This window comes from Microbacterium foliorum (genome assembly GCF_006385575.1).
GTDB classification, from domain to species: domain Bacteria; phylum Actinomycetota; class Actinomycetes; order Actinomycetales; family Microbacteriaceae; genus Microbacterium; species Microbacterium foliorum_B.
This window is the reverse complement of sequence record NZ_CP041040.1, coordinates 3,394,679-3,416,218: the sequence shown is the minus strand read 5'-3', so window position 1 is coordinate 3,416,218 and position 21,540 is coordinate 3,394,679. Positions and strand designations below refer to the sequence as shown.

At 68.7% G+C, this 21,540-nt stretch carries 21 protein-coding genes and 1 tRNA gene; 13 read left to right on the top strand and 9 right to left on the bottom strand.

Features of this window, described 5'->3' with window-relative positions; all coding sequences use genetic code 11:
* Positions 1–15 precede the first annotated feature (15 nt).
* Positions 16–89: transfer RNA gene (locus tag FIV50_RS16485), tRNA-Gly, on the bottom strand.
* 93 nt (positions 90–182) lie between these two features.
* On the opposite strand from FIV50_RS16485, the gene dcd reads away from it, so the two are divergent.
* The 3 genes from dcd to FIV50_RS16470 are packed head-to-tail and all read left to right on the top strand — an operon-like array spanning position 183 to position 1,429.
* Positions 183–788, top strand: a complete 606-nt coding sequence (gene dcd, locus FIV50_RS16480; RefSeq protein ID WP_042536862.1) for a dCTP deaminase — start codon at positions 183–185, stop codon at positions 786–788.
* Between the two features lies 1 nt (position 789).
* Positions 790–1,218, top strand: coding sequence for a hypothetical protein (locus FIV50_RS16475; protein WP_140038370.1), 429 nt, complete (start codon positions 790–792; stop codon positions 1,216–1,218).
* Positions 1,211–1,429 (top strand): DUF2283 domain-containing protein, encoded by a 219-nt coding sequence (locus tag FIV50_RS16470; protein ID WP_140038369.1) that lies wholly within the window; start codon positions 1,211–1,213, stop codon positions 1,427–1,429. Before FIV50_RS16475 ends, FIV50_RS16470 begins: the two co-directional genes overlap by 8 nt.
* Before the next feature lie 152 nt (positions 1,430–1,581).
* Here FIV50_RS16470 and FIV50_RS16465 read toward each other — a convergent pair whose 3' ends face one another.
* A complete protein-coding gene (locus FIV50_RS16465) occupies positions 1,582–2,379 on the bottom strand; it encodes a hypothetical protein (protein ID WP_140038368.1) in 798 nt (265 codons plus the stop codon).
* Between the two features lie 208 nt (positions 2,380–2,587).
* On the opposite strand from FIV50_RS16465, the gene FIV50_RS17735 reads away from it, so the two are divergent.
* The 3 genes from FIV50_RS17735 (at position 2,588) to FIV50_RS16455 (ending at position 4,750) form a co-directional block, all read left to right on the top strand.
* Positions 2,588–2,734, top strand: coding sequence for a hypothetical protein (locus tag FIV50_RS17735; protein WP_181164393.1), 147 nt, complete (start codon positions 2,588–2,590; stop codon positions 2,732–2,734).
* On the top strand, positions 2,731–3,090 hold the full coding sequence (locus tag FIV50_RS16460; RefSeq protein WP_258184317.1) for a MarR family winged helix-turn-helix transcriptional regulator: 360 nt from the start codon (positions 2,731–2,733) through the stop codon (positions 3,088–3,090). Before FIV50_RS17735 ends, FIV50_RS16460 begins: the two co-directional genes overlap by 4 nt.
* A gap of 202 nt (positions 3,091–3,292) precedes the next feature.
* The gene (locus tag FIV50_RS16455; protein WP_140038367.1) at positions 3,293–4,750 is read left to right on the top strand and encodes an HNH endonuclease signature motif containing protein; all 1,458 of its coding nucleotides are present in this window, start codon (positions 3,293–3,295) and stop codon (positions 4,748–4,750) included.
* 2 nt (positions 4,751–4,752) lie between these two features.
* Here the strand turns inward: FIV50_RS16455 and FIV50_RS16450 are convergent, their stop codons facing one another.
* Genes FIV50_RS16450 through FIV50_RS16440 form a run of 3 tightly spaced genes read right to left on the bottom strand, consistent with a single transcriptional unit; the run spans position 4,753 to position 8,064 of the window.
* Positions 4,753–5,673 carry a cation diffusion facilitator family transporter gene (locus FIV50_RS16450; protein ID WP_140038366.1) on the bottom strand — a complete coding sequence of 307 codons (921 nt, stop codon included), beginning with the start codon at positions 5,671–5,673 and terminating at the stop codon, positions 4,753–4,755.
* Positions 5,674–5,700: 27 nt separating this feature from the next.
* Positions 5,701–7,113: an MFS transporter gene (locus FIV50_RS16445; RefSeq protein ID WP_140038365.1), complete on the bottom strand. Its 1,413-nt coding sequence runs from the start codon at positions 7,111–7,113 to the stop codon at positions 5,701–5,703.
* A gap of 51 nt (positions 7,114–7,164) precedes the next feature.
* Entirely contained in the window at positions 7,165–8,064 is a 900-nt protein-coding gene (locus FIV50_RS16440) for an Lrp/AsnC family transcriptional regulator (protein ID WP_140038364.1), read from the bottom strand.
* Between the two features lie 222 nt (positions 8,065–8,286).
* Between FIV50_RS16440 and FIV50_RS16435 the strand changes: the two genes are divergently transcribed.
* The 4 genes from FIV50_RS16435 to speB are packed head-to-tail and all read left to right on the top strand — an operon-like array spanning position 8,287 to position 13,890.
* Positions 8,287–9,609: an MFS transporter gene (locus FIV50_RS16435; protein WP_140038363.1), complete on the top strand. Its 1,323-nt coding sequence runs from the start codon at positions 8,287–8,289 to the stop codon at positions 9,607–9,609.
* The gene (locus FIV50_RS16430) at positions 9,606–11,294 is read left to right on the top strand and encodes an amidohydrolase (protein ID WP_140038362.1); all 1,689 of its coding nucleotides are present in this window, start codon (positions 9,606–9,608) and stop codon (positions 11,292–11,294) included. The genes FIV50_RS16435 and FIV50_RS16430 overlap by 4 nt, the downstream gene beginning before the upstream one ends.
* Positions 11,291–12,937, top strand: a complete 1,647-nt coding sequence (locus FIV50_RS16425; RefSeq protein ID WP_308810378.1) for a thiamine pyrophosphate-binding protein — start codon at positions 11,291–11,293, stop codon at positions 12,935–12,937. The genes FIV50_RS16430 and FIV50_RS16425 overlap by 4 nt, the downstream gene beginning before the upstream one ends.
* Positions 12,938–12,939: 2 nt before the next feature.
* Positions 12,940–13,890, top strand: a complete 951-nt coding sequence (gene speB / locus FIV50_RS16420) for an agmatinase (protein WP_140038361.1) — start codon at positions 12,940–12,942, stop codon at positions 13,888–13,890.
* 21 nt (positions 13,891–13,911) lie between these two features.
* Here speB and FIV50_RS16415 read toward each other — a convergent pair whose 3' ends face one another.
* Positions 13,912–14,805: a serine protein kinase RIO gene (locus FIV50_RS16415; RefSeq protein WP_140038360.1), complete on the bottom strand. Its 894-nt coding sequence runs from the start codon at positions 14,803–14,805 to the stop codon at positions 13,912–13,914.
* Between the two features lie 277 nt (positions 14,806–15,082).
* On the opposite strand from FIV50_RS16415, the gene FIV50_RS16410 reads away from it, so the two are divergent.
* On the top strand, positions 15,083–16,288 hold the full coding sequence (locus tag FIV50_RS16410) for an MFS transporter (protein ID WP_140038359.1): 1,206 nt from the start codon (positions 15,083–15,085) through the stop codon (positions 16,286–16,288).
* Between the two features lie 22 nt (positions 16,289–16,310).
* Here the strand turns inward: FIV50_RS16410 and FIV50_RS16405 are convergent, their stop codons facing one another.
* Positions 16,311–17,228, bottom strand: coding sequence for a helix-turn-helix transcriptional regulator (locus FIV50_RS16405; protein WP_140038358.1), 918 nt, complete (start codon positions 17,226–17,228; stop codon positions 16,311–16,313).
* 70 nt (positions 17,229–17,298) lie between these two features.
* On the opposite strand from FIV50_RS16405, the gene FIV50_RS16400 reads away from it, so the two are divergent.
* Complete coding sequence (locus FIV50_RS16400) at positions 17,299–17,760, top strand: DUF3817 domain-containing protein (RefSeq protein WP_140038357.1); 462 nt, start codon at positions 17,299–17,301, stop codon at positions 17,758–17,760.
* A 42-nt stretch (positions 17,761–17,802) separates the two neighbouring features.
* On the opposite strand, the gene FIV50_RS16395 is transcribed toward FIV50_RS16400, so the two are convergent.
* On the bottom strand, positions 17,803–18,501 hold the full coding sequence (locus FIV50_RS16395; RefSeq protein WP_140038356.1) for a hypothetical protein: 699 nt from the start codon (positions 18,499–18,501) through the stop codon (positions 17,803–17,805).
* A gap of 35 nt (positions 18,502–18,536) precedes the next feature.
* The gene (locus FIV50_RS16390) at positions 18,537–19,505 is read right to left on the bottom strand and encodes an NAD(P)/FAD-dependent oxidoreductase (protein ID WP_258184316.1); all 969 of its coding nucleotides are present in this window, start codon (positions 19,503–19,505) and stop codon (positions 18,537–18,539) included.
* Between the two features lie 171 nt (positions 19,506–19,676).
* On the opposite strand from FIV50_RS16390, the gene dnaK reads away from it, so the two are divergent.
* Positions 19,677–21,539: a molecular chaperone DnaK gene (gene dnaK / locus FIV50_RS16385; protein WP_140038354.1), complete on the top strand. Its 1,863-nt coding sequence runs from the start codon at positions 19,677–19,679 to the stop codon at positions 21,537–21,539.
* Position 21,540 lies beyond the last annotated feature (1 nt).

Here is a 21,540-nt window from a genome sequence, read left to right as displayed (position 1 = left end):
GGGGCGTCACATATATGGAGGGGCTGACGGGAATCGAACCCGCGCTATCTGCTTGGGAAGCAGAAGTTCTGCCATTGAACTACAGCCCCGTACCCGCATCCGAGGAGCGGGTGAACGCAAGCCTACCCGCACGACCCGTCATGGCCAAAGTGCCGGCGGCGTGTGGTGACTAGGCTGGGGCCGTGCTTCTCAGCGACCGCGACATCAGAGCAGAACTCGCCTCCGGCCACATCGGTCTCGACCCGCACGAGCCGGAGATGATCCAGCCGTCGAGCATCGACGTGCGCCTCGACCGCTACTTCCGGCTGTTCGACAACCACAAGTATCCGTTCATCGACCCGTCGGTCGATCAGCCGGAGCTGACTCGCCTGATCGAGGTCGACCCCGACGAGCCGTTCATCCTGCATCCCGGAGAGTTCGCGCTCGGCGCGACCTTCGAGCAGGTCTCGCTGGCCGATGACATCGCGGCCCGCCTCGAGGGCAAGTCGTCGCTGGGCCGTCTGGGGCTGATCACGCACTCGACCGCCGGATTCATCGACCCCGGGTTCACGGGGCATGTGACGCTCGAGCTCGCGAATGTCGCGACGCTGCCGATCAAGCTGTGGCCGGGCATGAAGATCGGGCAGCTGTGCTTCTTCCGGCTGACCTCTCCCGCAGAGAACCCGTATGGCTCCGGCCCGTACGGCAACCGCTACCAGGGACAGCGCGGGCCCACGGCATCCCGCTCGTTCCAGAACTTCCACAAGACGGACGTCGGCACGACCGATGTCGGAGCCGTAGGGGGCTGACATGAGCGGTGACAGCAGAGATCCGTACATCCGGTCGGAGGATGCCGTCATTCCGCCGCCCCCGTCGGAGTCTGCGATTCCGGATGCTGTCATTCCGCCGCCTCCCGCCGAATCTGCGATTCCGGATGCGGTGATCCCGCCGCCTCCGCCGGAGGCGATGCTTCCGTCGACGCGCCGATCGCGACCGAAGCCGGCGATCCTCACGGGCGACCAGCCCGCGCCGGTGGCAGACGACTGGGCGCAGCCGTCGGTCGCGCCCGAGGCGCCGACGTCCGGCGGGTACGGTGCGTTCTCGGTCGTGATCTTCGCCTTCCTCATCGTGCTGCTCGGGGCGGCGATCGCGGGAGCGATCTACCTCGGTACGAACGTGCCTTTCGCGCTGCCGGCCGGTGAGCCCGGCGCAATCGCCGGTTCGCTGTGGCATGGGTGAGCTGAGATACGACCCCGAGGCGAATGCCGCCTACGTGACGATCGGGCGACCGATCCGAGCGGGTGAGGCTGTGCGTCAGGTACCGGTGCCGTTGCCCGACGATCTGCCGGGCGAGCTGATCCTCGATTTCGATCGTGACGGTCACCTGCTCGGGGTCGAGATCCTCGGAGCATCCGCGTTGCTTCGTGCGGAGGACCGGCGGGGTCAATAGAGCAGCGGAAACGCCGAGCGGGGTCAAAAACGAATCGGTTTCCGTGTTCTCGGATGCGCATTTGACCCCGCAGCAGAACGAACCGGGCTGAGCAGGCAGAAACGCTCCGCCTGACCTGAGTCAGGCGGAGCGTTCTCGATGATCGGATGCCGTCAGGCGTCGCGACCCCGGGAGAAGCCGGCATCGAAGCCGCGCTCGTAGGCGTGCTGCGCTGCCCGTGCGACGCGGTGCTCGCCGTGCTCGCGACCGCCGTGGCCATGCTCGTGACTGCCGTGGCGGTGGCCATGATCTGCGCGGCCGTGACCGTGGTCTGCGCGTGCATCCGCGAAGCGGTCGTGCTTCGGGTGCCCGCGGTGCCCGCAGTCGTGGCCGCCGAGTTCGGCATCCGCTCCGTTCTCGTGCTCGGAGTCGAACCCGGGTGCGAAGCCGCGACCGCGTCCGAACGGGCGGCCGTGGCGGCGACCGAAGCCGCGTCCCGGGCCGAATCCGCGACCGAAGCCGCGGGGTCCGAAGCCGTGGCGACGACCGCGTCCGCGGGGGAGCGGAGTCTCCTCGTCCCAGCCGAACGCGCGGGCGATCTGCTCGAGCGAGGTCAGCGTGGTGTCGAGGTCTTCGGGGCTCACGGCGTCGGTGACCTTGGCGCGGATGCCGTCGACGATGCCGCCGAGGCGCTCCTTGGCGGCACGGCCGTCGTCGGTCAGCGTCCAGCCGTCGCCGTCGGCGACGACCCAACCGCGCTCGACCAGGCCGCGCAGCTTGTGGGCGTTCAGGGGGCGACGGGCAGGTGCGGTGCCATCGACGATGTTGAGGATCCGCCAGTCGCGGCGGCTTGCGTGCTCGCCCTCGAATGCGGAGGCGAACTCGGCCGCCATCAGGCGGTCGACGGCCTTCAGCCAGTAGCCGAAGGGGCGGGAGGTGGTGTCTGTGTTCTGAGTGTCAGAGGTGTTCATGGGTGAAGTCCTTGGATGTCATGGAGCAAGTGCTTGTCACTATGCATGTGTATGTAGTGTGACATGCAGTGATGATCCATGTCAAGTCGCATGTAAAGTCGAATTGTGAGCGCCGCTGAGAACGACCCCACCGAGGCCATTGCCCGCGCCCTGTCCCGACTGCGCGGACGACGTCCCGGCGAGCGTGGACGCGGCTCGAGAGGCATGGGTGGACCGCACGGCTGGCACGGCGGGCCGCACTCCGACCACTCCGAGCACTCTGATCACGATGACCGCTCTGGCCACGACGGCCGCGCCGACCACGGGCATCCCGGGCATGGGCGCCCTGGGCACCCGGGGATGCCGCCCTGGATGAACGACCCGTCCGGACGTTTCGGCGGACCGGCTCGCCTGCGGATGCTCGAGGCGCTCGCCGCGGCGTCCGCTCCGCTCAGCGTCAGCGATCTCGGCGCGGCCATCGGCGTCGACCAGCCCCGGGCGTCGCGGCTCGTGCAGCAGGGAGTCGCGCACGGATTCGTGCGCCGCGAGGCCGACCCCGACGACGCGCGACGCACCCGCATCGCGCTGACCGATGAGGGGCGCAAGGTCGCCCGCGGCATGCGGGGCGAGCGACGCGAGGCTCTCGGCAAGGCGCTCGCCTCATTCACGGAGGATGAGCGCGAGCAGCTCGCGACGCTGCTGAACAAGCTCGCCGACAACTGGGAGAGCTGACTTCCTCAGATGGCGTGCGGTGTCGGCCGGTGAGTGGCGGTCGGTGAGCGGCTACCGAGGGGCGGTCAGCCGATCGACGTTCCGCGATCGTTCACCGGTGTTCCGGAACGCGAGTCCAGTGTTCCGGAATGTGCTTTTGATCTGGTCAAAAAGTGCCTGATTCTGCGGCGTGAATGTCGGTGACCCCGTATTGGATGGAGTCATGTCATCCCGCACTCGCTTCCTTATCGATCAGGTCGTCTCCGACCTCGATCGGGTGCTGTCCGACGACGCGCTGGCCGCGTTGTCCGACGCCGAACGGGTGGAGGTGCTGCAGGCGGCGGGCGCAGCATTCCGGCGGGTCGAGGCCCTGGTGGTCGAGACGATCGCCACGGGGGATGCGGTGGAGTTTCCCCATTCCACGGGATGCCGCACGCAGAACGAACTGCTGCAGCGCGCGCTGCTGACAGACATGCGCGGGGCGACGCGCGTCGGCAAGGTCGTCGATCTGGTGCGGCGGAGGATGAACATCGTTTCCGGCGATCGACTGCCTGCACGGTGGCCGGCGCTGCGAGAGGCGATGCTCGACGGTGCGATCGGAGTAGCGGGGATGCTCGCTGCGACGGAGCCGATCGAGAAGGTGTCGTATCGCATCAGCGCCGCCGATCGACTCAACGCCGACAAGTGTCTCGCCCGTGCGGCGCGGGGCATCAGGCCCGACCCAGAGGCCGGCCCCGGCGCGGAGGTCCAGGGCCCGGCGCCGACGCTGGAAGAGCTGACCCTCCTTGCAGAGACATTGGTCGCGCTGCTCGACCCCGACGGAGAGGAGCCCGGCGACGAGCCTGCCCGCCGCCGGGGGATAACCCTCGGGCGGGTGCGCGACGGACTGCGGTCGATCAAGGGATACCTGACGCCCGAAGTCGCGGCCCAGCTCGAGCTGATCCTCGATGCACTGAACAACCCCAAGGGTGACGGGCCGCCGATGCCGGGGGTGGCGTTCACCCCCACCGATGGCAGCGCAGCCGACGACGACGCGGCAGAATCCCGAGACGAAGATCCCTACAATTCGGATCCCCGCGCCGTCATCGATGACCGCACGGCAGCGCAGAAGCGGCATGACGCACTCGCCGCCGCATTGGGGATCGCCGCCCGTCACAGAGACATGCCCACTCCCGGCGGCGCGGGTCCGACACTGGTTGTGACGGTCGACGCGAAGGATCTGGTCAACGGGTCCGGCAAAGCGAGCGTCAGCGGGGCATGGGGGCAGTTGCCTCTGAGTGTCGCCTCACACGTCGGATGCTCGGGGACGATCCAACGGGTCGTTTTCGATGAGGGTCGGATCATCGGGATCACGACCACGGATCGGGTGTTCACCGTGCATCAGCGGCGGGCGATCATCGCTCGCGACAAGGAATGTCTCATCCCGGGGTGTCATGTTCCGGCGTCGTGGTGTGAGATCCACCACGTCACCGAGCACGCCAGGGGTGGGCCGACGCATACGGACAACGGAGTTCCGCTGTGCTGGTGGCACCACCGAAGTCTGGGCACGTCCGGGTGGGAGATCCGCATGAACGACGGCATTCCGCAAGTGCGGGGGCCGGGATGGTGGGACCCGGCACAGCGATGGCGCACTCCGCGGCTCAGCCTTCCGGAAGAGCTGGCCCTCGCGCGCGCCGGATGAGGTCAGACAGCTGCGCCGAACTCCAGCGACTGCTCATCGTCGACCGAGAGCGACAGCACCACTGTCTCGACCGCCGCGTGCGCTTCGATCTGCTGCTCGATCGCGCGCAGGCTCCGGGCCACATCGTGTTCGCGGGCGTCTCCGGTCAGATCGACCTCGGCGACGATGAACAGCCGGTTCGGGCCCACGTATTCGATGTGCAGATAGGTGAGCCGCTGGATCTGCGGCGACGAGAGCAGAGCGCGCCCGACCCGATCGCGCAGCGCGGGCGACGCATTCGAACCCACGAGAAAAGCGATGTTGCGGCGAATCAGGATGATCGCGACCACGCCCAGCAGCGCTCCGACGAGGATCGACCCCACGGCATCCCACGTGGCGACCCCGGTGATCTGGTGCATCGCGATCGCACCGGCCGCGATCACCAGCCCGATCAGAGCGGCCATGTCCTCGAAGAACACCGCCCGCAGCGTCGTATCGCTGGTATCGAGCACGTAGTCCCAGGTCGACGATCCGCGCTCGCGCGCCAGTCGCCGCGACTTCACCATGGCCTGCGTGAACGACGCCCCCTCGAGCACGAAAGCGATGCCGAGCACCGTGTATGCCACTCCGGGGCTCTCCACGGGGCCCGTCTCCGACAGCTCCTGCACGCCGTGCATGATCGACACGATCGAGCCGGCGGTGAAGATCCCGAACGCCGCGATCAACGACCACACGAACGCCGCGCGGCCGTATCCGAGCGGATGCCGCTCATCCTTCGCCCGTGCGCCGCGCCGGTCGGCGATGAGCAGGAACACCTCGTTGCCGGCATCCGCCCACGAATGCGCCGCCTCGGCGACCATCGACGCCGAAGACGTGATCACCGCCGCGATCGTCTTGGCGATCGCGACGAGGATGTTGGCGAGAAAAGCGATGATGACCGTCACGCGGTCAGGCTACTCCCGCATCGCGTCTCAGCCGCGCTGCGTCGCCTTCACCGGCAGCAGCAGCAGGAAGCCGGCGACCAACACCAGCACGATGCCGAGGATGCCGTACGACGTCGAGCCCGAGAGCACGATCAGCAGGGTCCAGGCGCCGGATGCCATCCAGCTCGCCGCGCGGCCGGTCGTCGCGTAGAGGCCGAAGATCTCGCCCTCGCGGCCGGCAGGCGTGATGCGGGCGAGGAACGACCGCGACGCCGCCTGGGCGGGGCCGACGAAGGCGCAGAGCACCAGGCCGCCGATCCAGAAGACGATCGTTCCGGCATCCACCAGGAAGAACACCGCGAGTCCGGCGATCACCATGGCGGCGAGCGAGACGAGGATGATCCGCTTCGGGCCGAACCGGTCGTCATAGCGCCCCGCGATGATCGTCGAGACACCCGCGATGAGGTTCGCGGCGATGCCGAAGATCACGAGGTCGAGGAACGCGAAGTCGAAGACCTGACCCGCGATGATCGCGCCGAATGCGAAGACGCCGCCGAGTCCATCGCGGAACACGGCGCTCGACAGCAGGAACCAGAACGTCTGGCGCGTGTCGGGGTTGCGGTAGAGGCCGACGACGTCTTTGACGAGCAGGCCGTAGGAGGCGAAGAAGCCCACCTTGCGCTCGGGGCGCCCGAGCGACGGCTCCGGCACGTTGAGGAAGATCGGGATCGAGAACACGATGGCCCAGATCGCGCACGCGACAGCGATGATGCGGAACGGCAGACCCGCGTCGTCCGGCAGGCCGAACCAGTCGAACGTGTAGAAGATGACGACGAGGACGAGCGCGAGGATGCCGCCGATGTAGCCGAACCCCCAGCCGAGACCCGAGATGCGCCCGACGGTCTTCGGATTCGCGATCCCGATCAGCATGGCGTTCGAGTTGACCGCGGCGATCTCGCCGAACACGGATCCGGCCGAGATCAGCGCGACGCCGAGCCAGAACAGCGTCGGTGTCGGCTCGACGAACCACAGGCCGAACATGCACGCGACGAGGGCTCCGGTGCCGATCCCGAGCCAGAGCTTCTGGCGCCCCGCGGCATCCGCCCGCTGGCCCAGCACCGGTGCGATCAGCAGGATCGCGATTCCGGCGATCGTCGACCCGAGCCCCAGGCCCGAGGCGAGGTCTGCCTCGGCGGCCTCGCGGATCGGGTCTTTCGCGTCGAGCCCGGCGATCTCCGCCGGCAGGAACGCCTCGGTGGTCAGGTACAGGGCGGTGAAGATGAAGGTGAGGATGACCGTGTTGAAGGGCTGCGTCGCCCAGTCCCACAGCGCCCACGAGTAGACCTGCTTCTTCGGCGCGGGGGTCTCGCCACGCAGGTCGAGGCCGATCACGCCGACCGCGCCGCTGTTCGCCGTCGCGGCGGGCTCGGGCACCTCGCTGCTCTGGGAGGAATCGCTCATGCTCGCAGTCTGGCGGCGCGCGGTGAACGGACGGTGACGGCGCGCCGCACGTCAGGGGTGGGGCATCGGCTCGCGCAGCGTCCGCGCGTAGTCCTCTTTGAGCACGGCCAGGTGCAGCCATGCTTCGATGCGGGTGACGCCGGCGAGCGACCTCAGACGCTCGAGACTCGCGTACAGCGCCCCTGCCGAGGGCTCGACGAGTGTGGCCACCGCGTCGAAGCGCCCGAGGGTGCGGGCGGCGAAGTCGATCCCTCGCCCGGTCTTCAGCTCCTCGATCACCGCCTCGTCGTCGTGGTTGAGGTTCAGCCCGACACCCATCGACAGCTGTCGGTGCGCGAGGCCCCTGGCCTCCACGGCGCTGATCTTGATCACCCCGCCGTCGATCAGCCGCTGCACCCGCGTCGCGACGGCCGAGGGCGAGAGGCGCACGGCCTCGCCCAGCGCGCGGAAGCTCATCCGCCCGTCGGACTGCAGCCGTTCGATGAGGTCTTCGTCGACCGTGTCGAGCGTGACGTCGCCGTGGTACTCAGAGACGAAGAAGCCCTTCACGACGGTGGAGTAGATGATCGTGTTGATGTCCAGCACGCCGTCGATCGCTCGGATCTGCGCCAGCAGGTCGTGCAGATCGGCCATCGATCCCAGTCGCACCTCGGTGACGAGGTCGTGGGCTCCGCCGACCGCCGAGACGAGCACGGTCTCGCTCATGTCGCGCAGGTGCTCGGCGACGATCTCGACGGCTCCATCGGTGCGGATCGACACGTGCGCGAGCACATGCTGGCCGAGGAACACCGGATCCACCGCGGCGACGACGCGCACGGTGCGATCGTCGAGCATCGTACGCAGACGGGCCGCGACCGCGGCTCTCGACTGCCCGAGACCCAGCGACAGCGAACGGATGCTGGCGCGACCGTCTTCCTGGAGAGCACGGATGAGTTCGGCGTCGAAATCCATGGTTCAGCCCACATTCGTCAGTTTCCCGCGAACGCGCTGTCGCAGGTGCATAAATGCAGTGTAGAAGTCATCGCGACGGCTGGGTAGGCCCATTGTGCGCGACTCTGCGAACACAACGTCAGTGAATCGACCCTCACGCTGGAGTTCTGCCCTTGTCCTCTCGTCGACGCGTCCGTAGCATCCTTCGCTATCCGACATCTTCCGCAAAGGAGCGGGTCACACATGACTTCCACCCACACCAAGGCGCGACGCGCAGGCTTCGCCGCCTTCGTCGGCACCACCATCGAGTGGTACGACTTCTACGTCTACGCGACCGCCGCCGCCCTCGTCTTCGGCCCGCTGTTCTTCCCGAGCGGCGACCGGCTCGCCGAGACCGCCGCGGCCTTCGCGACCTTCGCCGTCGCGTTCCTCGTCCGCCCCCTCGGCGGCATCATCTTCGGTCACATCGGCGACAAGCTCGGCCGGCGCACGTCGCTCGTCATCACGCTGCTGCTGATGGGCGCGGCGACCGTGCTCGTCGGCTGCCTGCCGACGTACGAGAACATCGGCATCCTCGCTCCGATCCTCCTGATACTGCTCCGCGCCGTGCAGGGACTCGCGGTCGGCGGCGAATGGGGCGGCGCGGTGCTGATGAGCGTCGAGCACGCACCCGAGAAGTCGAAGACCTTCTACGGCGGCTTCACGCAGCTCGGCAACCCGGCCGGCGCCCTGCTGGCCTCGGGCATCTTCGCGATCATGTCGCGCGTCGGCGACGACTTCATCATCAACGGCGGCTGGCGCATCCCGTTCCTGCTGTCGATCGTGCTGGTCGGCGTCGGGTTCTGGGTGCGCTACCGCGTCGAGGAGACCCCGGTCTTCGAGGCGAAGATCGAGGGACGCAAGCAGTCGATGCCTCTGGCCTACGCCCTGCGCACCAACTGGCGCCCGATTCTCCTCGGCATCGGCATCCTGCCCATCTCGACCGGTGGCTATTACCTCGCGACGACCTTCGCGACGGCCTACGCGACGGGCGACCCGATCGCGATCGACGAGCGCGTGATCCTCGACGCGATGACGATCGCCTCGTTCGTGGAGTTCGTGGTGACTCTGCCGGTCGCCTGGCTGGGCGACAAGTGGGGCCGCAAGAACGTGATGTACATCGGTCTGATCACCTCGGTGCTCACCTTCGTCCCGTTCCTGCTGATCCTCCCGGGGCGCGTCGAACCACTGATCTTCCTCTTCGCCTCGCTGGTGCGCATCGCGATGAGCGCGACCTACGCCCCGATCGCCGCCCTGCTGGCGCAGATGTTCCGCCCGCAGTCCCGGTACACGTCGATCGCGCTGGCCTACGGCGTCGGTGCCGCGATCTGGGCCGGTTTCTCGCCCTGGTTCGCGACGCAGCTGATCGCCTGGACAGGCAACATCTGGTCGGTCCTCGCGATGTTCGCCGGTATGGCGGTGATCGCCGGCATCTGCACGAAGCTCGCCCCGCAGCACTCGGATGAGGCCCCGGTCACGGCATCGTTCACCGCCCGCACCGACACGACCGCGAACAGGCTGCCATGAGAAAGCTCACTCCCTTCGACCGCTCCGCCCAGACGACGCCACAGCTGGTCACGGCTCGCGTGATCCAGACGGTGGATGCGGATGCCACGACCGCGACCGCCATGCTCACGGACCGCGGCCGCATCGTCGCGATCGGCACGGCGCACGAGTGCCAGGCGGCCGCCGACCGTGCGGGGCTCGTGCCCGAGCGCGTCGACCTCGGCGACGCGGTCGTCGTGCCCGGGTTCGTCGATGCGCACGCGCACCCCCTGATGTTCGGGCAGCTGATGACCTGGGTCGACTGCGGACCCGAGAAGGCCGACAGCATCCCCGAGATCGTGGCGCTGCTGAAGGCCGCGGCGGTCGACGCGCCGGCCGGTCGGCCGGTGCGCGGCTACGGCTACGAGCAGCGCAACCTCGCCGAGAAGCGGCATCCCACCCGCTTCGAGCTCGACGAGGTCGCGACCGACCGCGAGGTGTACCTCATGAACGCCTCGGGCCACGGCGGCGTCGTCAACTCGTACACGCTCACGAAGAACGGCGTCGACCGCGACACCCCCAACACGGACGGCGGCGAGTTCTTCCACGACGCCGACGGCGAGCTGACGGGCGAGCTCTCGGATGCCGCGTGCAACATCCTCACGGGCGTGCACGGGGTGAAGATCGGCCACCACGGACCGAACTTCCATCTCGCCGACGAGCCGGAGGAGCACCTCCGTCAGCTGGATGCTGCGACCCAGCGGTTCCTCGCGGGGGGAGTCACCTCGATCGGCGACTGCCAGGTGACGCGCCGGGAGTTCGACATGTACCTGCGCCTCGCCGAGGCGGGCCGCCTCGAGCTGCGTGTGTCGATGTACCTGCTGTCGCACCTGCTCGACGAGGCGCTCGAGATGGGCCTCGTCGGCCAGTTCGGAAACGCCCACCTCAGCTTCGCCGGCATCAAGCTCTACGCCGACGGCACGCTCGGCGGCTGGACCGCGTACTTCCCCGACGGGTACGTGGGCGACCCCTGCCGCACCGGTCAGCTCTACCACGAGCCCGCCGAATACGCGGCGCTGATCAGCAGGGCGCACGCCGCAGGTCTGCAGACGGCGACGCACGCGCAGTCGCCGACCGCGATCGAGATGGTCGTGTCGGCGATCGAGGCGGCGCTCGCCGAACGCCCCGACTCCGATGCGCGTCACCGCATCGAGCACTGCGGCCTGCCCACGCCCGAGCAGATCGACCGGATGGCTGCCTCCGGCATCCGCCCCGTCAACCAGACCCAGCACTACTTCAACTGGGGTGAGGGAGTGGAAGAGGCGATCGGCACTCCGGGCGAGCGCTTCAACCCGCTCGGCGAGTTCGAGCGAGCGGGGGTGCCCTTCACGATCTCGTCGGACGCACCCGTGGCAGAGCCCATCCCGCTCGAGGCGATTCAGACGGCTGTCACCCGCGTGACCCGTCGTGGCCACACGCTCGGACCTGATGACCTGCGCGTCTCCGCCCTCTCGGCTCTGCGCGCGCACACGATCGAAGGTGCCGTCTCGATCGGCCGTGAAGACGACCTCGGGTCGCTCGAAATCGGCAAGTACGCCGATTTCGTCGTCCTCTCCGACGACCCACTGGCCGTCGACGCCGACGACATCTCGTCGATCGCCGTGCGTGAGACGTGGGTCGACGGTGCCCGTCGCCACGTGGCTGCCGCGGCGATGGCGTCGGCATGAGCGACGGCATGAGCGACGGCATGAGCGAGGGTGCGAGCATGAGCGACGACCGTTATGCCGATACCGCCGGCCGCGCGGTGCTCGAGACCATCCGTGGCTACGGAGTGGACGCCGTGTTCGGCATCCCCGGCACGCACAACCTCGAGCTGTACCGTCCGCTCGCCGACCTCGGCATCCGCGCGGTGACGAACCGTCACGAGCAGGGCTCGGGCTACGGTGCCGACGGCTGGGCGCAGCAGACAGGGCTGCCCGGTGTCGTGATCACGACGTCCGGACCCGGCCTGCAGAACGCGATGAGCGCGATCGGCACGGCGTTCTGCGAGTCGCGGCCGATGATCGTGCTGTCGCCGGGCGTGCCGCTCGGGTCGGAGTTCGCCGACGTCGGCACGCTGCACGAGACGAAGGATGCCACGGCCATGGTCGGCGCGATCGCCGAGTGGTCGCGTCGCGTGACCAGCGCCGACGAAGCGGTCGAGGCCGTGCACGACGCGTTCGCGCTCTTCCGGACCGGCCGCCCCCGCCCCGTGCACATCGAGATCCCCCTCGACGTGCTCGAGACCCCGGCCGATGTCCCCGCGGAGGCGCGCCACCCCAGGGCGATGCCCCCGCGGGTGTCGGGTGATCGCACAGCGCTGGCCGAGGCCGCACGTCTGCTGCAGGATGCGCAGCGGCCGGTGATCGTCGCGGGCGGCGGATCTGTCGATGCCGCGCACGAGGTCACGACCATCGCCGAACGCCTCGGTGCCCCGGTGCTCACCACGCTCAACGGCAAGGGGGTCGTCGATGAGCGGCATCCGCTGTCGCTGGGTTCGAACCTGCGTCTCGCCGCGGCCCGCGAGGTCGCCGAGGACGCCGACGTCGTGCTCGTGATCGGCTCGAAGCTCGGCGAGGCCGAGCTGTGGGCGCCGAAGCTGGAGGCGCGCGGTGCGGTCGTGCGCATCGACATCTCGCCGCTGCAGGTGCACAAGAACCTCGACGCGACCGTGGGCATCGTCGGCGACGCTGCGGCGGTCGGCGCCGCGCTGCTCGCGCTCCTGCCCGACGGCGGTCGCCCCGCTCGCGACCTCACGGTCGAGCGCGCCGCGATCGACGCCGAGATGCGTGACACCGCGCCCGAGACGGTCGCGCTGGCCGAGCTCATCGCCGAGGCGCTTCCCGACGATGCGATCGTCGCCGGCGACTCCTCGCAGATCGTCTACATGGCGCTCGGCAGCGTGCTGCGCTCGCAGCATCCGCACTCGCTGCTCTACACACCCACCTACGCGACGCTCGGCTACGGCCTGCCTGCCGCCATCGGTGCGCGGGTCGCGCAGACCGAGCATCCCGTGGTCACCGTGATCGGAGACGGCGCGCTGATGTTCTGCGTGAACGAGCTCGTGACGGCCGTGGAGCAGCGGCTCGACGTGACCATCGTGTGCGTCGACAACGGCGGCTACGCCGAGATCCGCCAGAACGAGATCGACCGTGGCATGACGCCCGTCGGCGTCGACCTCGTGCAGCCCGACTGGGCGGCCCTCGCGACCGCGTTCGGCGCCACGGGGCGCCGGGTCGACGACCGAGAAGACATCGTGCCGAGCATCCGCGACGCCATCGCCGCCGGCGGAGTGCAGCTCGTGCACATCCCCATGCAGAGACAGGACTGAACATGACAGAGAACGTGGGCCCCATCGACGCCTCCGTGAATCCCCGGTACTCGGGGATCGCGACCTTCGCCCGTCTGCCGCGGATCGAAGACGTGCCTCGCGCCGACATCGCCGTCGTCGGCATCCCCTTCGACTCCGGCGTGAGCTACCGGCCGGGCACCCGCTTCGGCCCGTCGCACGTGCGCGAGTCCTCGCGCCTGCTGCGCCCCTACAACCCCGCGCAGGACGTGTCGCCGTTCGCGGTCGCGCAGGTGGTGGATGCCGGTGACATCCCGGTCAATCCGTTCGACCTCACCGAGGCGGTGACCGAGGTCGAACGCGCCGCGCTCGCGCTCGGCGAGCAGGTGCAGCGCATCGTCACGATCGGTGGCGACCACACGGTCGCGCTGCCGCTGCTGCGGGCGGTGGCGGCGAAGCACGGCCCGGTCGCCGTGCTGCACTTCGACGCGCACCTCGACACGTGGGACACCTACTTCGGTGCACCGATCACCCACGGCACACCGTTCCGCAGGGCGAGCGAGGAGGGGCTGATCGACCTCACCGCGAGCTGCCATGTGGGCACCCGAGGGCCGCTGTACTCGAAGCAGGACCTCGAAGACGATGAGCGCCTGGGCTTCTCGATCGTGTCGAGCGAGTACATCGAAGAGCACGGCGTCGAGGCCGGCATCCAGCGCATCCTGCAGCGCGTCGGCGACAAGCCGCTCTATGTGTCGATCGACATCGACGTGCTCGACCCCGCCCACGCCCCCGGCACCGGCACGCCCGAGGCGGGTGGGCTCACCAGCCGCGAGCTGCTGCGGATCCTGCGTGCGCTGAGCGATCGCGACATCGTCGGCGCAGACGTCGTCGAGGTGTCACCCGCCTACGACCACGCGCAGATCACCGGCATCGCGGCGAGCCACGTCGTGTACGAGCTGGTGTCGCTGCTCGCCGCCCGCATCGGCCGCGACTGAGGGTCACGTCGACGGCGCCGCTCACGCATACGACGCCGCGAGCATCTCTGCGAAGAGCTCCTCTGCGTCGCGCTCGACGCGGCGGCGGGTGAACCAGTCGCAGATGTTGACGCAGTCGCGATGCAGCAGGTCGAGTCCCTGCGGGTTCGCGATGATGTCGACGATCTGCGGCAGGTCGATCACCCGCACGCGCCCGTCGTGCACGAGCAGGTTGTACGCCGAGAGGTCGCCATGGGCGAAGCCCGCCGTGGCGAAGATGCGCATGAGGTCGACGACCTGGTCGAAGAGACCGTCGAGTTCGGCCCGATCGCTGCGCACGGCCGCCAGCCGGGGCGCCGCGACCCCCGAATCGCTGCCGATGAACTCCATCAGCAGCTCCGTGCCGTTGACCTGCACGGGGTAGGGCACGGGCGCTCCGAGTTCCCACATGCGGCTCAGCGCGTCGAACTCCGCGAACGACCACTGCGCGGCGGCGACGGCTCGGCCGTGCTCGGACTTCTTCGCGAGGGCGCGGGTGTCGCGGGTGTTCCTGGTGCTGCGGCCCTCGGTGTAGACGCCCGAGCGGTGGAAGCTGCTGTGGTCGCTGTCGCGGTATCGCTTGGCCGCGAGCAGAGTGCGCTGGGTCGGGTCGTCCGGCACGGCGCGTTCGAGCAGGAACACGTCGGCCTCCTTGCCGGTCTTGAGGATGCCGAGTTCGGTGTCGAGCGCGCCGGCGCTCGTCACGACCCAGTCGGGCCAGGGGAGCGGTCCACGCTCCGACGGCGTGATCGCCGGCCAGGTGGTCCAGCGCTGCTGGTCGCCGGGTTCGACGTCGGCGAACGTGGGAACGGATTCGAAAGGAGAGGCGTCGAACGTCGACGCAGCGGAAAGACGAGAAGAGGCGGATGCTTCTGAAGAAGCGAAGAGATCAGACACGATGTGGCTCCGAGAGAGGGAGGCCACGCGCGGATCAGGAGCGGGAGGCCTCGAGAGGAAGGATGTCGGCGAGGGGCACGACAGAGACGGTGTTCATGTCATCCACTCCTCTCGCTGGGCCTTCCGGGAGAACCCCGGTGCGTCGTCGAGCCTAGGGGGTGCGGTCGGATGCTGTCCAGACCCGGGTTTCCCGTCTGGTCGCGCGGTCCGGACGAATGGTCGGATGCCGTGGACGCCGCGTCGGGCGAGCGCCCCCGACACCTGCGAGCGTGGAACCATGACGACGACCGCGCCCGTACCCGTGACGACCGCCCGCACCGAGAGCATCCGCTATGGCGGCCTCATCGTGCTGATGCTGATGGGCTTCTTGCTCGTGACGGCCGAGTTCCTGCCCAACGGCGTGCTCACCGAGATGGCCGACGCCCTCGGCGTGACTCCCGGTCAGGCCGGTCAGACCGTCACGGTCACCGCGCTCGTCGGTCTGATCGTGGCGCCGACGGTGGGGCTGATCTTCCCCCGCCTCGACCGCCGCTCGCTGCTCGTCTGGATGGCGCTCGCCGCAGCGGTGTCGAACCTCATCGTCGCGATCGCACCCAACCTGATCATCGTGCTGCTCGCGCGGTTCCTGCTCGGCGCCGCGATCAGCGCCTTCTGGGCCATGTCGATCACTGTCGCCGCACGCCTGGCAGGCCCAGAACACCTCGGGCGGGGCGTCATGTTCACCTCGGCCGGCGTCTCGCTCGCCACCGTCGCCGGAGTGCCGCTCGGCGTGATGCTCAGCGAGATCGTCGACTGGCAGACGGTGTTCGCGATCGCGGGTGTGCTCATGGTGCTGCTGGCCGTCGCGCTGCGGTTCATGCTCCCGTCGGTCCCGGCCGAGCAGGGGGCCAGCATCCGGCTCCTCGTCGACACCCTGCGTCGTCCGGGCATCGGGCTCGGCATGGTCGGGCACGTGCTCGTCGTGCTCGGTCACTTCCTCGCCTACACATACGTGCGACTCGCGCTCGAGCGCATCCCCGAGATCGAGCCGTCGACGATCATCCTCCTGCTCGCCCTCTTCGGACTCGGAGGCCTTGCCGGCAACCTCGGTCTCGGGTTCTTCATCGACCGCACCTTCGGCTTCTTCGCAGTGTTCGCCCCACTGGTGATCGCCGTGTCGGTGCTGTCGATGATCTTCCTGTCGGGCTCGGTGCTCGGCATCGCGATCGTCGTGCTCGTCTGGGGCTTCTTCTTCTCGTCGTGGCTGCTCGTGATCAACACGTGGGTGGGGCACCGCACGCCCGACCGTCTCGAAGCCGGCGGAAGCCTCGTCGTGGTGGGATTCCAGGGAGCGATCACGATCGCCGCCGGTGTCGGCGGGCTGCTCGTCGACACGCTCGACGTGGAGTTCGTCTACGTGCTCGGGGCGGTGTCTCTGCTGGTCGGCGCCGTGCTCTTCGGAATGTCGAACCGCCGGAGCGTCGCGGCGGCGAAGCTCGCCTGACCGGGGCTCGGGGACGGTGGGCTCAGGCCGGGACCGCGGTGAGCTGTGATGCGCGCCAGGTTGACGGAGTCATCCCGGTGCGGCGGCGGAACGCGCGGCTGAACCCCTCGTCCGAGGCGTAGCCCAACTCGCGCGACGTCTCGCTGACCGAGCGCCCCTCGCTCAGCATCCGCTTCGCCGCGTCGACGCGCACCTCGGTGACGTAGTCGGCGGGCGAGCGGCCGATCGCGCTGCGGAACCGCTCGGCGAACACCGACCGCGACATCGCCCCGACGCTCGCGAGGCGCTCGACCGTCCAGTCGCGCCCTGGTTGCTCATGGATCGCCTCGACGACGCGATCGAGGAAGGGATCGTTCGAGACCGAGGGCCAGCCGGCCGGCGCGCAGCCGTTCGCCGCCCACGCGCGGATCACCGAGAGCAGCACGGTCTGCGCCATCATCCGGCAGATCACCGGGTCGCCCTGGCGTGAGGGGCACGTGGCGGGATCGGTGGGTCCCATGCTTCCGGCGAGTGCGGCTGCAGCGGGTTCGAGCGCGGCGAACGACATGACGGTGATCGGATCGGGAAGGAGCGCGGCGATCATCGCGGCGCTGTCGGAGAACTCGAGGTCGACGACGACGAGGTCGGTCACCTCGCCGGCCTCGAGGGCGATCGACGCGCGGCCGAGCGTCAGGAACGCGTCTCCGGCGACCAGGTTCGTGTGCAGCGGGCGATCGTCCACGGTCACGATCTGCGCTGCACGGTCGACGTCGAGACGGCATCCGGTGGTCAGTGGAGGATGCCCGTGCACCGAGCCCGCGGCGATGTAGACGAGGGTGGCCGCGCCCGAGGGGATCGGCAGCAGGCCACCGGTGCTGAGGGCGACGCGGCGGACGATGCCGACACGGAGGTCGACGGAGTCGAGCACGTGCCCGAGGGCTGCGGAGTCGACGGTCACCATGCCTTCGGCAACGCCCGGGGGCGCATAGCTATTCCGGATACGCTGGACGGACCCCCACCCGAGGAGTCCCGTGTTCCGCACACCCGACCGCCTGTTCCGAGTTCTCGCGATCGCGGAGGCGATCACCTGGACCATCCTGATCTCGGCGATCATCGCCCGTGCCGTCGGCGCACCCGGTGTCGTCGTCACCATCGGCGGTGGCATCCACGGTTTCGTGTTCCTCGCGTACGCCGCGACGGCGGTGCTCGTCGCGCTCAACCAGCGCTGGCACCTCGGCGTCGCGACCCTCGCCGTGGCGAGCGCCATCGTTCCCTACGCGACGATCCCGATGGAGATCTGGCTGCACCGCACCGGCCGCCTGGCGGGCGAGTGGCGACTGGAGCAGACGCAGGACCCGCGCGATGCGCGCTGGTACGACCGGCTCATGCGCTGGTTCCTGCGCCGCCCGTGGGTTCTGGCGATCCTGCTCGCCGTCGGCATCGTCGCGCTGTACGTGATCCTGCTGCTCGTGGGCCCGCCCGGCGGCAAGTGAGTTCCGCCCGAGCTCAGCAGAGCGGATGTCGGGCGGCCGGCGTCACTGGATGACGACGGCGTTCTTGTCGATGACCTCGGCCATCGTGGCCTGCATGTCACCGCCGGTGCAGTCGACGATCACGTAGAGCCCGACCCCCGTCGCGGTGAAGGCCCGCGTGGCCATCGCCCACTGGCGCTCGGCTGCTTCGCCGACGACCTGCCGGTTCTCGACGTCGGTGTTGCCGCCGACCTGATAGCTGAATGACCCGGTCGTCGCCAGCGGGGTGATCGCGGCGGCGTCCGCCTCACCGAGGAGCATGGCAAGCATGGCATCTGATCTGACGCTGTCGTCGCCGGTCACCGTCGGCACATCGGGGATGAGGCCCTGCCAGAACTGAGCCGTGCAGGTGTCGTCGATCGTGCCGTAGGTCCAGCCTCCGTTGCCGTCGTCCGGCTTGACGATCTTCCAGCCGTCGTCGGCGATCAGCCCGTCGCCCCACTGGATGTACGCCGCTGCCGGGATGTCGGCGCCGTCTGCGAAGGTCATGGTCGAGGGCAGATCGCCGGAGGGCTCCTCGGAGGGCTCGTCGGAGGGCTGCTCCGACGGGATCGCGGTCGGGGAGGGGTCGGGGCCGTCGCCGTCGGGCGTGTTCACGGGGATCTGCGCGTACAGGCACCCGCTCAGCGGCAGCACCGCCAGGGCGACCACCGACACGGCGGCGAGGCGGACCAGCGGAGAGACCTGCGAGATGCGCGTCATGCCGGTCAGCCTAGTCCGCGGGTGAGGCGGCCGAGTCAGTGCGCCGTGGCGATGCCGACCGCGTCGTGCACCATGACGGAGGCGACCCTCGCGCCGGCGCCGGCTGCGACGATCAGCTGCTGGGGGCCGGGGATCGCCGCATCGCCGGCGGCGTAGAGCCCTGGGATGTCGGTGCGCCCCGACCGATCGGTGACGAGGTGCCCGTCGCGGTCGATCGCGGGTGCGAAGCCGTGCAGGAACGACAGATCGGTCTGCCACTCGGGCCGCACGAATCCGCCCTCGACGGCGACGACGGTGCCGTCGGTCAGCCTGATCGCCTCGATGCGCCCGCGGTCTCCGACGAGCTCGGCGATCGGATGCCGCAGCACGGCGACTCCCGACGAGGCGAGGTCGGCCTCCTCCTCCCGCGTGACCGTGTCTGCTCCGAGGGTGAAGACGGTGAGGCTCTCGGTCCAACGCGAGATGAGTCGAGCGCGGTCGGCGAGGTCGGGCGTCTCTCCGATGAGGGCGAGTCGCCGCCCCCGCAGCTCCCACGCGTCGCAGGCCGCGCAGCTGAACAGGCTGATGCCGTAGAAGCCGCGGAGGTTCGGGACGTCGGGAAGGGTCTCGTGCAGACCCGTCGCGAGCAGCACGCTCCGGGCGGTGACCATGTCGGTGGGATCTTTGCGGCCGATGGATGCCGTGAAGAGGGCGTCCCCTGCATCCGAAGCCTCAGCCCCTGCATCCGCCGACCTGCGGAGCTCGAGCACCCTGACGCGTGTGCGCACCTCGATGTTGGGGTAGGCGGCGAGCTCGTCGCGGGCCATGCGGCGCAGCTCGTGCGGGGCCACCCCGTCACGCGTGAGGAAGCCGTGCGAGTTCAGGGTGGCGGCGTTGCGCGGGCGGTCGGCGTCGACCACGAGCACGCGCATGAGCGAACGCCCCAGGTTGAGAGCGGCGGACAGTCCCGCAGGGCCACCGCCGATCACGAGCACGTCGTAGGTGTCCGTGTCAGGCGTTCGCACAGCCTCAGTCTGCCACCTCGGACGGGCGGAGGATAAAGTTGAGCCAGGTCGTATCAACTTCATTTGACAGCCTCCGGAGGTCGGAGTACAGTTGAGTCATCGCGACTCAGGTTTCCCTGATCGCCCCGGATTTTCAGACCCATATCAACCTCAGCAACTAAGGAGAATCACATGGCACGTGCTGTTGGAATCGACCTCGGTACGACGAACTCCGTCGTCAGCGTCCTCGAGGGTGGCGAGCCGAAGGTCATCGCCAATGCCGAGGGCTTCCGCACCACCCCTTCGGTCGTCGCATTCACGAAGGACGGCGAGGTGCTCGTCGGCGAGACCGCGAAGCGCCAGGCCGTCACGAACGTCGACCGCACCATCGCATCCGTCAAGCGCCACATGGGCACGGACTGGACGTTCGACGTCGACGGCAAGAAGTGGACGCCGCAAGAGATCTCCGCGCGCATCCTCCAGAAGCTCAAGCGCGACGCCGAGTCGTACCTGGGCGACACGGTGACGGATGCCGTCATCACGGTCCCCGCGTACTTCAATGACGCCGAGCGTCAGGCCACCAAGGAGGCCGGCGAGATCGCGGGACTCAACGTCCTGCGCATCATCAACGAGCCCACCGCCGCTGCTCTGGCCTACGGCCTCGACAAGGGCAAGGAAGACGAGCTCATCCTGGTCTTCGACCTCGGTGGCGGAACGTTCGACGTCTCGCTGCTCGAGGTGGGCAAGGACGACGACTTCTCGACCATCCAGGTGCGCTCCACCGCAGGTGACAACCGCCTCGGCGGTGACGACTGGGACCAGCGCCTCGTCGACCACCTGATCAAGCAGTTCAAGGAGACCACCGGCGTCGACGTCTCGGGCGACAAGATCGCCCTGCAGCGTCTCAAGGAGGCTGCCGAGCAGGCCAAGAAGGAGCTCTCCTCCTCGACCAGCACCAGCATCAACCTCCCCTACCTGTCGCTGACCGAGTCGGGCCCGGTGTCGCTGAGCGAGACCATCACCCGCGCGAAGTTCGAGGACCTCACCAAGGACCTGCTCGACCGCACCAAGAAGCCGTTCGAGGACGTCATCCGCGAAGCCGGCATCAAGGTCGCCGACATCGATCACATCGTGCTCGTGGGTGGATCGACCCGCATGCCCGCCGTCGCCGAGCTCGTCAAGCGCGAGACCGGCAAAGAGGCGAACAAGGGCGTCAACCCCGATGAGGTCGTCGCCGTGGGCGCCGCCCTTCAGGCCGGTGTCCTCAAGGGCGAGCGCAAGGACGTCCTGCTCATCGACGTCACCCCCCTGAGCCTCGGCATCGAGACCAAGGGCGGCATGATGACCAAGCTCATCGAGCGCAACACGGCCATCCCGACCAAGCGCAGCGAGACCTTCACCACGGCAGACGACAACCAGCCGTCCGTCGCGATCCAGGTCTTCCAGGGCGAGCGCGACTTCACCCGCGACAACAAGCCGCTGGGCACGTTCGAGCTCACCGGAATCGCCCCGGCTCCCCGTGGCATCCCGCAGATCGAGGTCACGTTCGACATCGACGCCAACGGCATCGTGCACGTGTCCGCCAAGGACAAGGGCACCGGCACCGAGAAGTCGATCGTCATCTCCGGCGGCTCGTCGCTGTCGAAGGAGGACATCGAGCGCATGGTGCGCGAGGCCGAGGAGCACGCGGCTGAAGACAAGGCGCGCCGTGAGGCCGCCGAGGTCCGCAACCAGGCCGAGACGCTCGCGTACTCGATCGACAAGCTGATCACCGAGAACGACGACAAGCTGCCCGAAGACGTCAAGACCGAGGTCAAGGCCGACGTCGACGCTCTCAAGACGGCTCTGGCCGGCGAAGACGACGAGGCCGTGAAGACCGCGTTCGACAAGCTGAACCAGTCGCAGGGCAAGATCGGCGAGGCCATCTACGCACAGTCCCAGGCGGAGGGCGCTCCGAGCGCCGACGCCGCGGGCGAGGCTCCGGCCGATGACAGCTCCTCCGACGAGGATGTCATCGACGCCGAGGTCGTCGACGACGAGGACGAGAAGAAGTAAT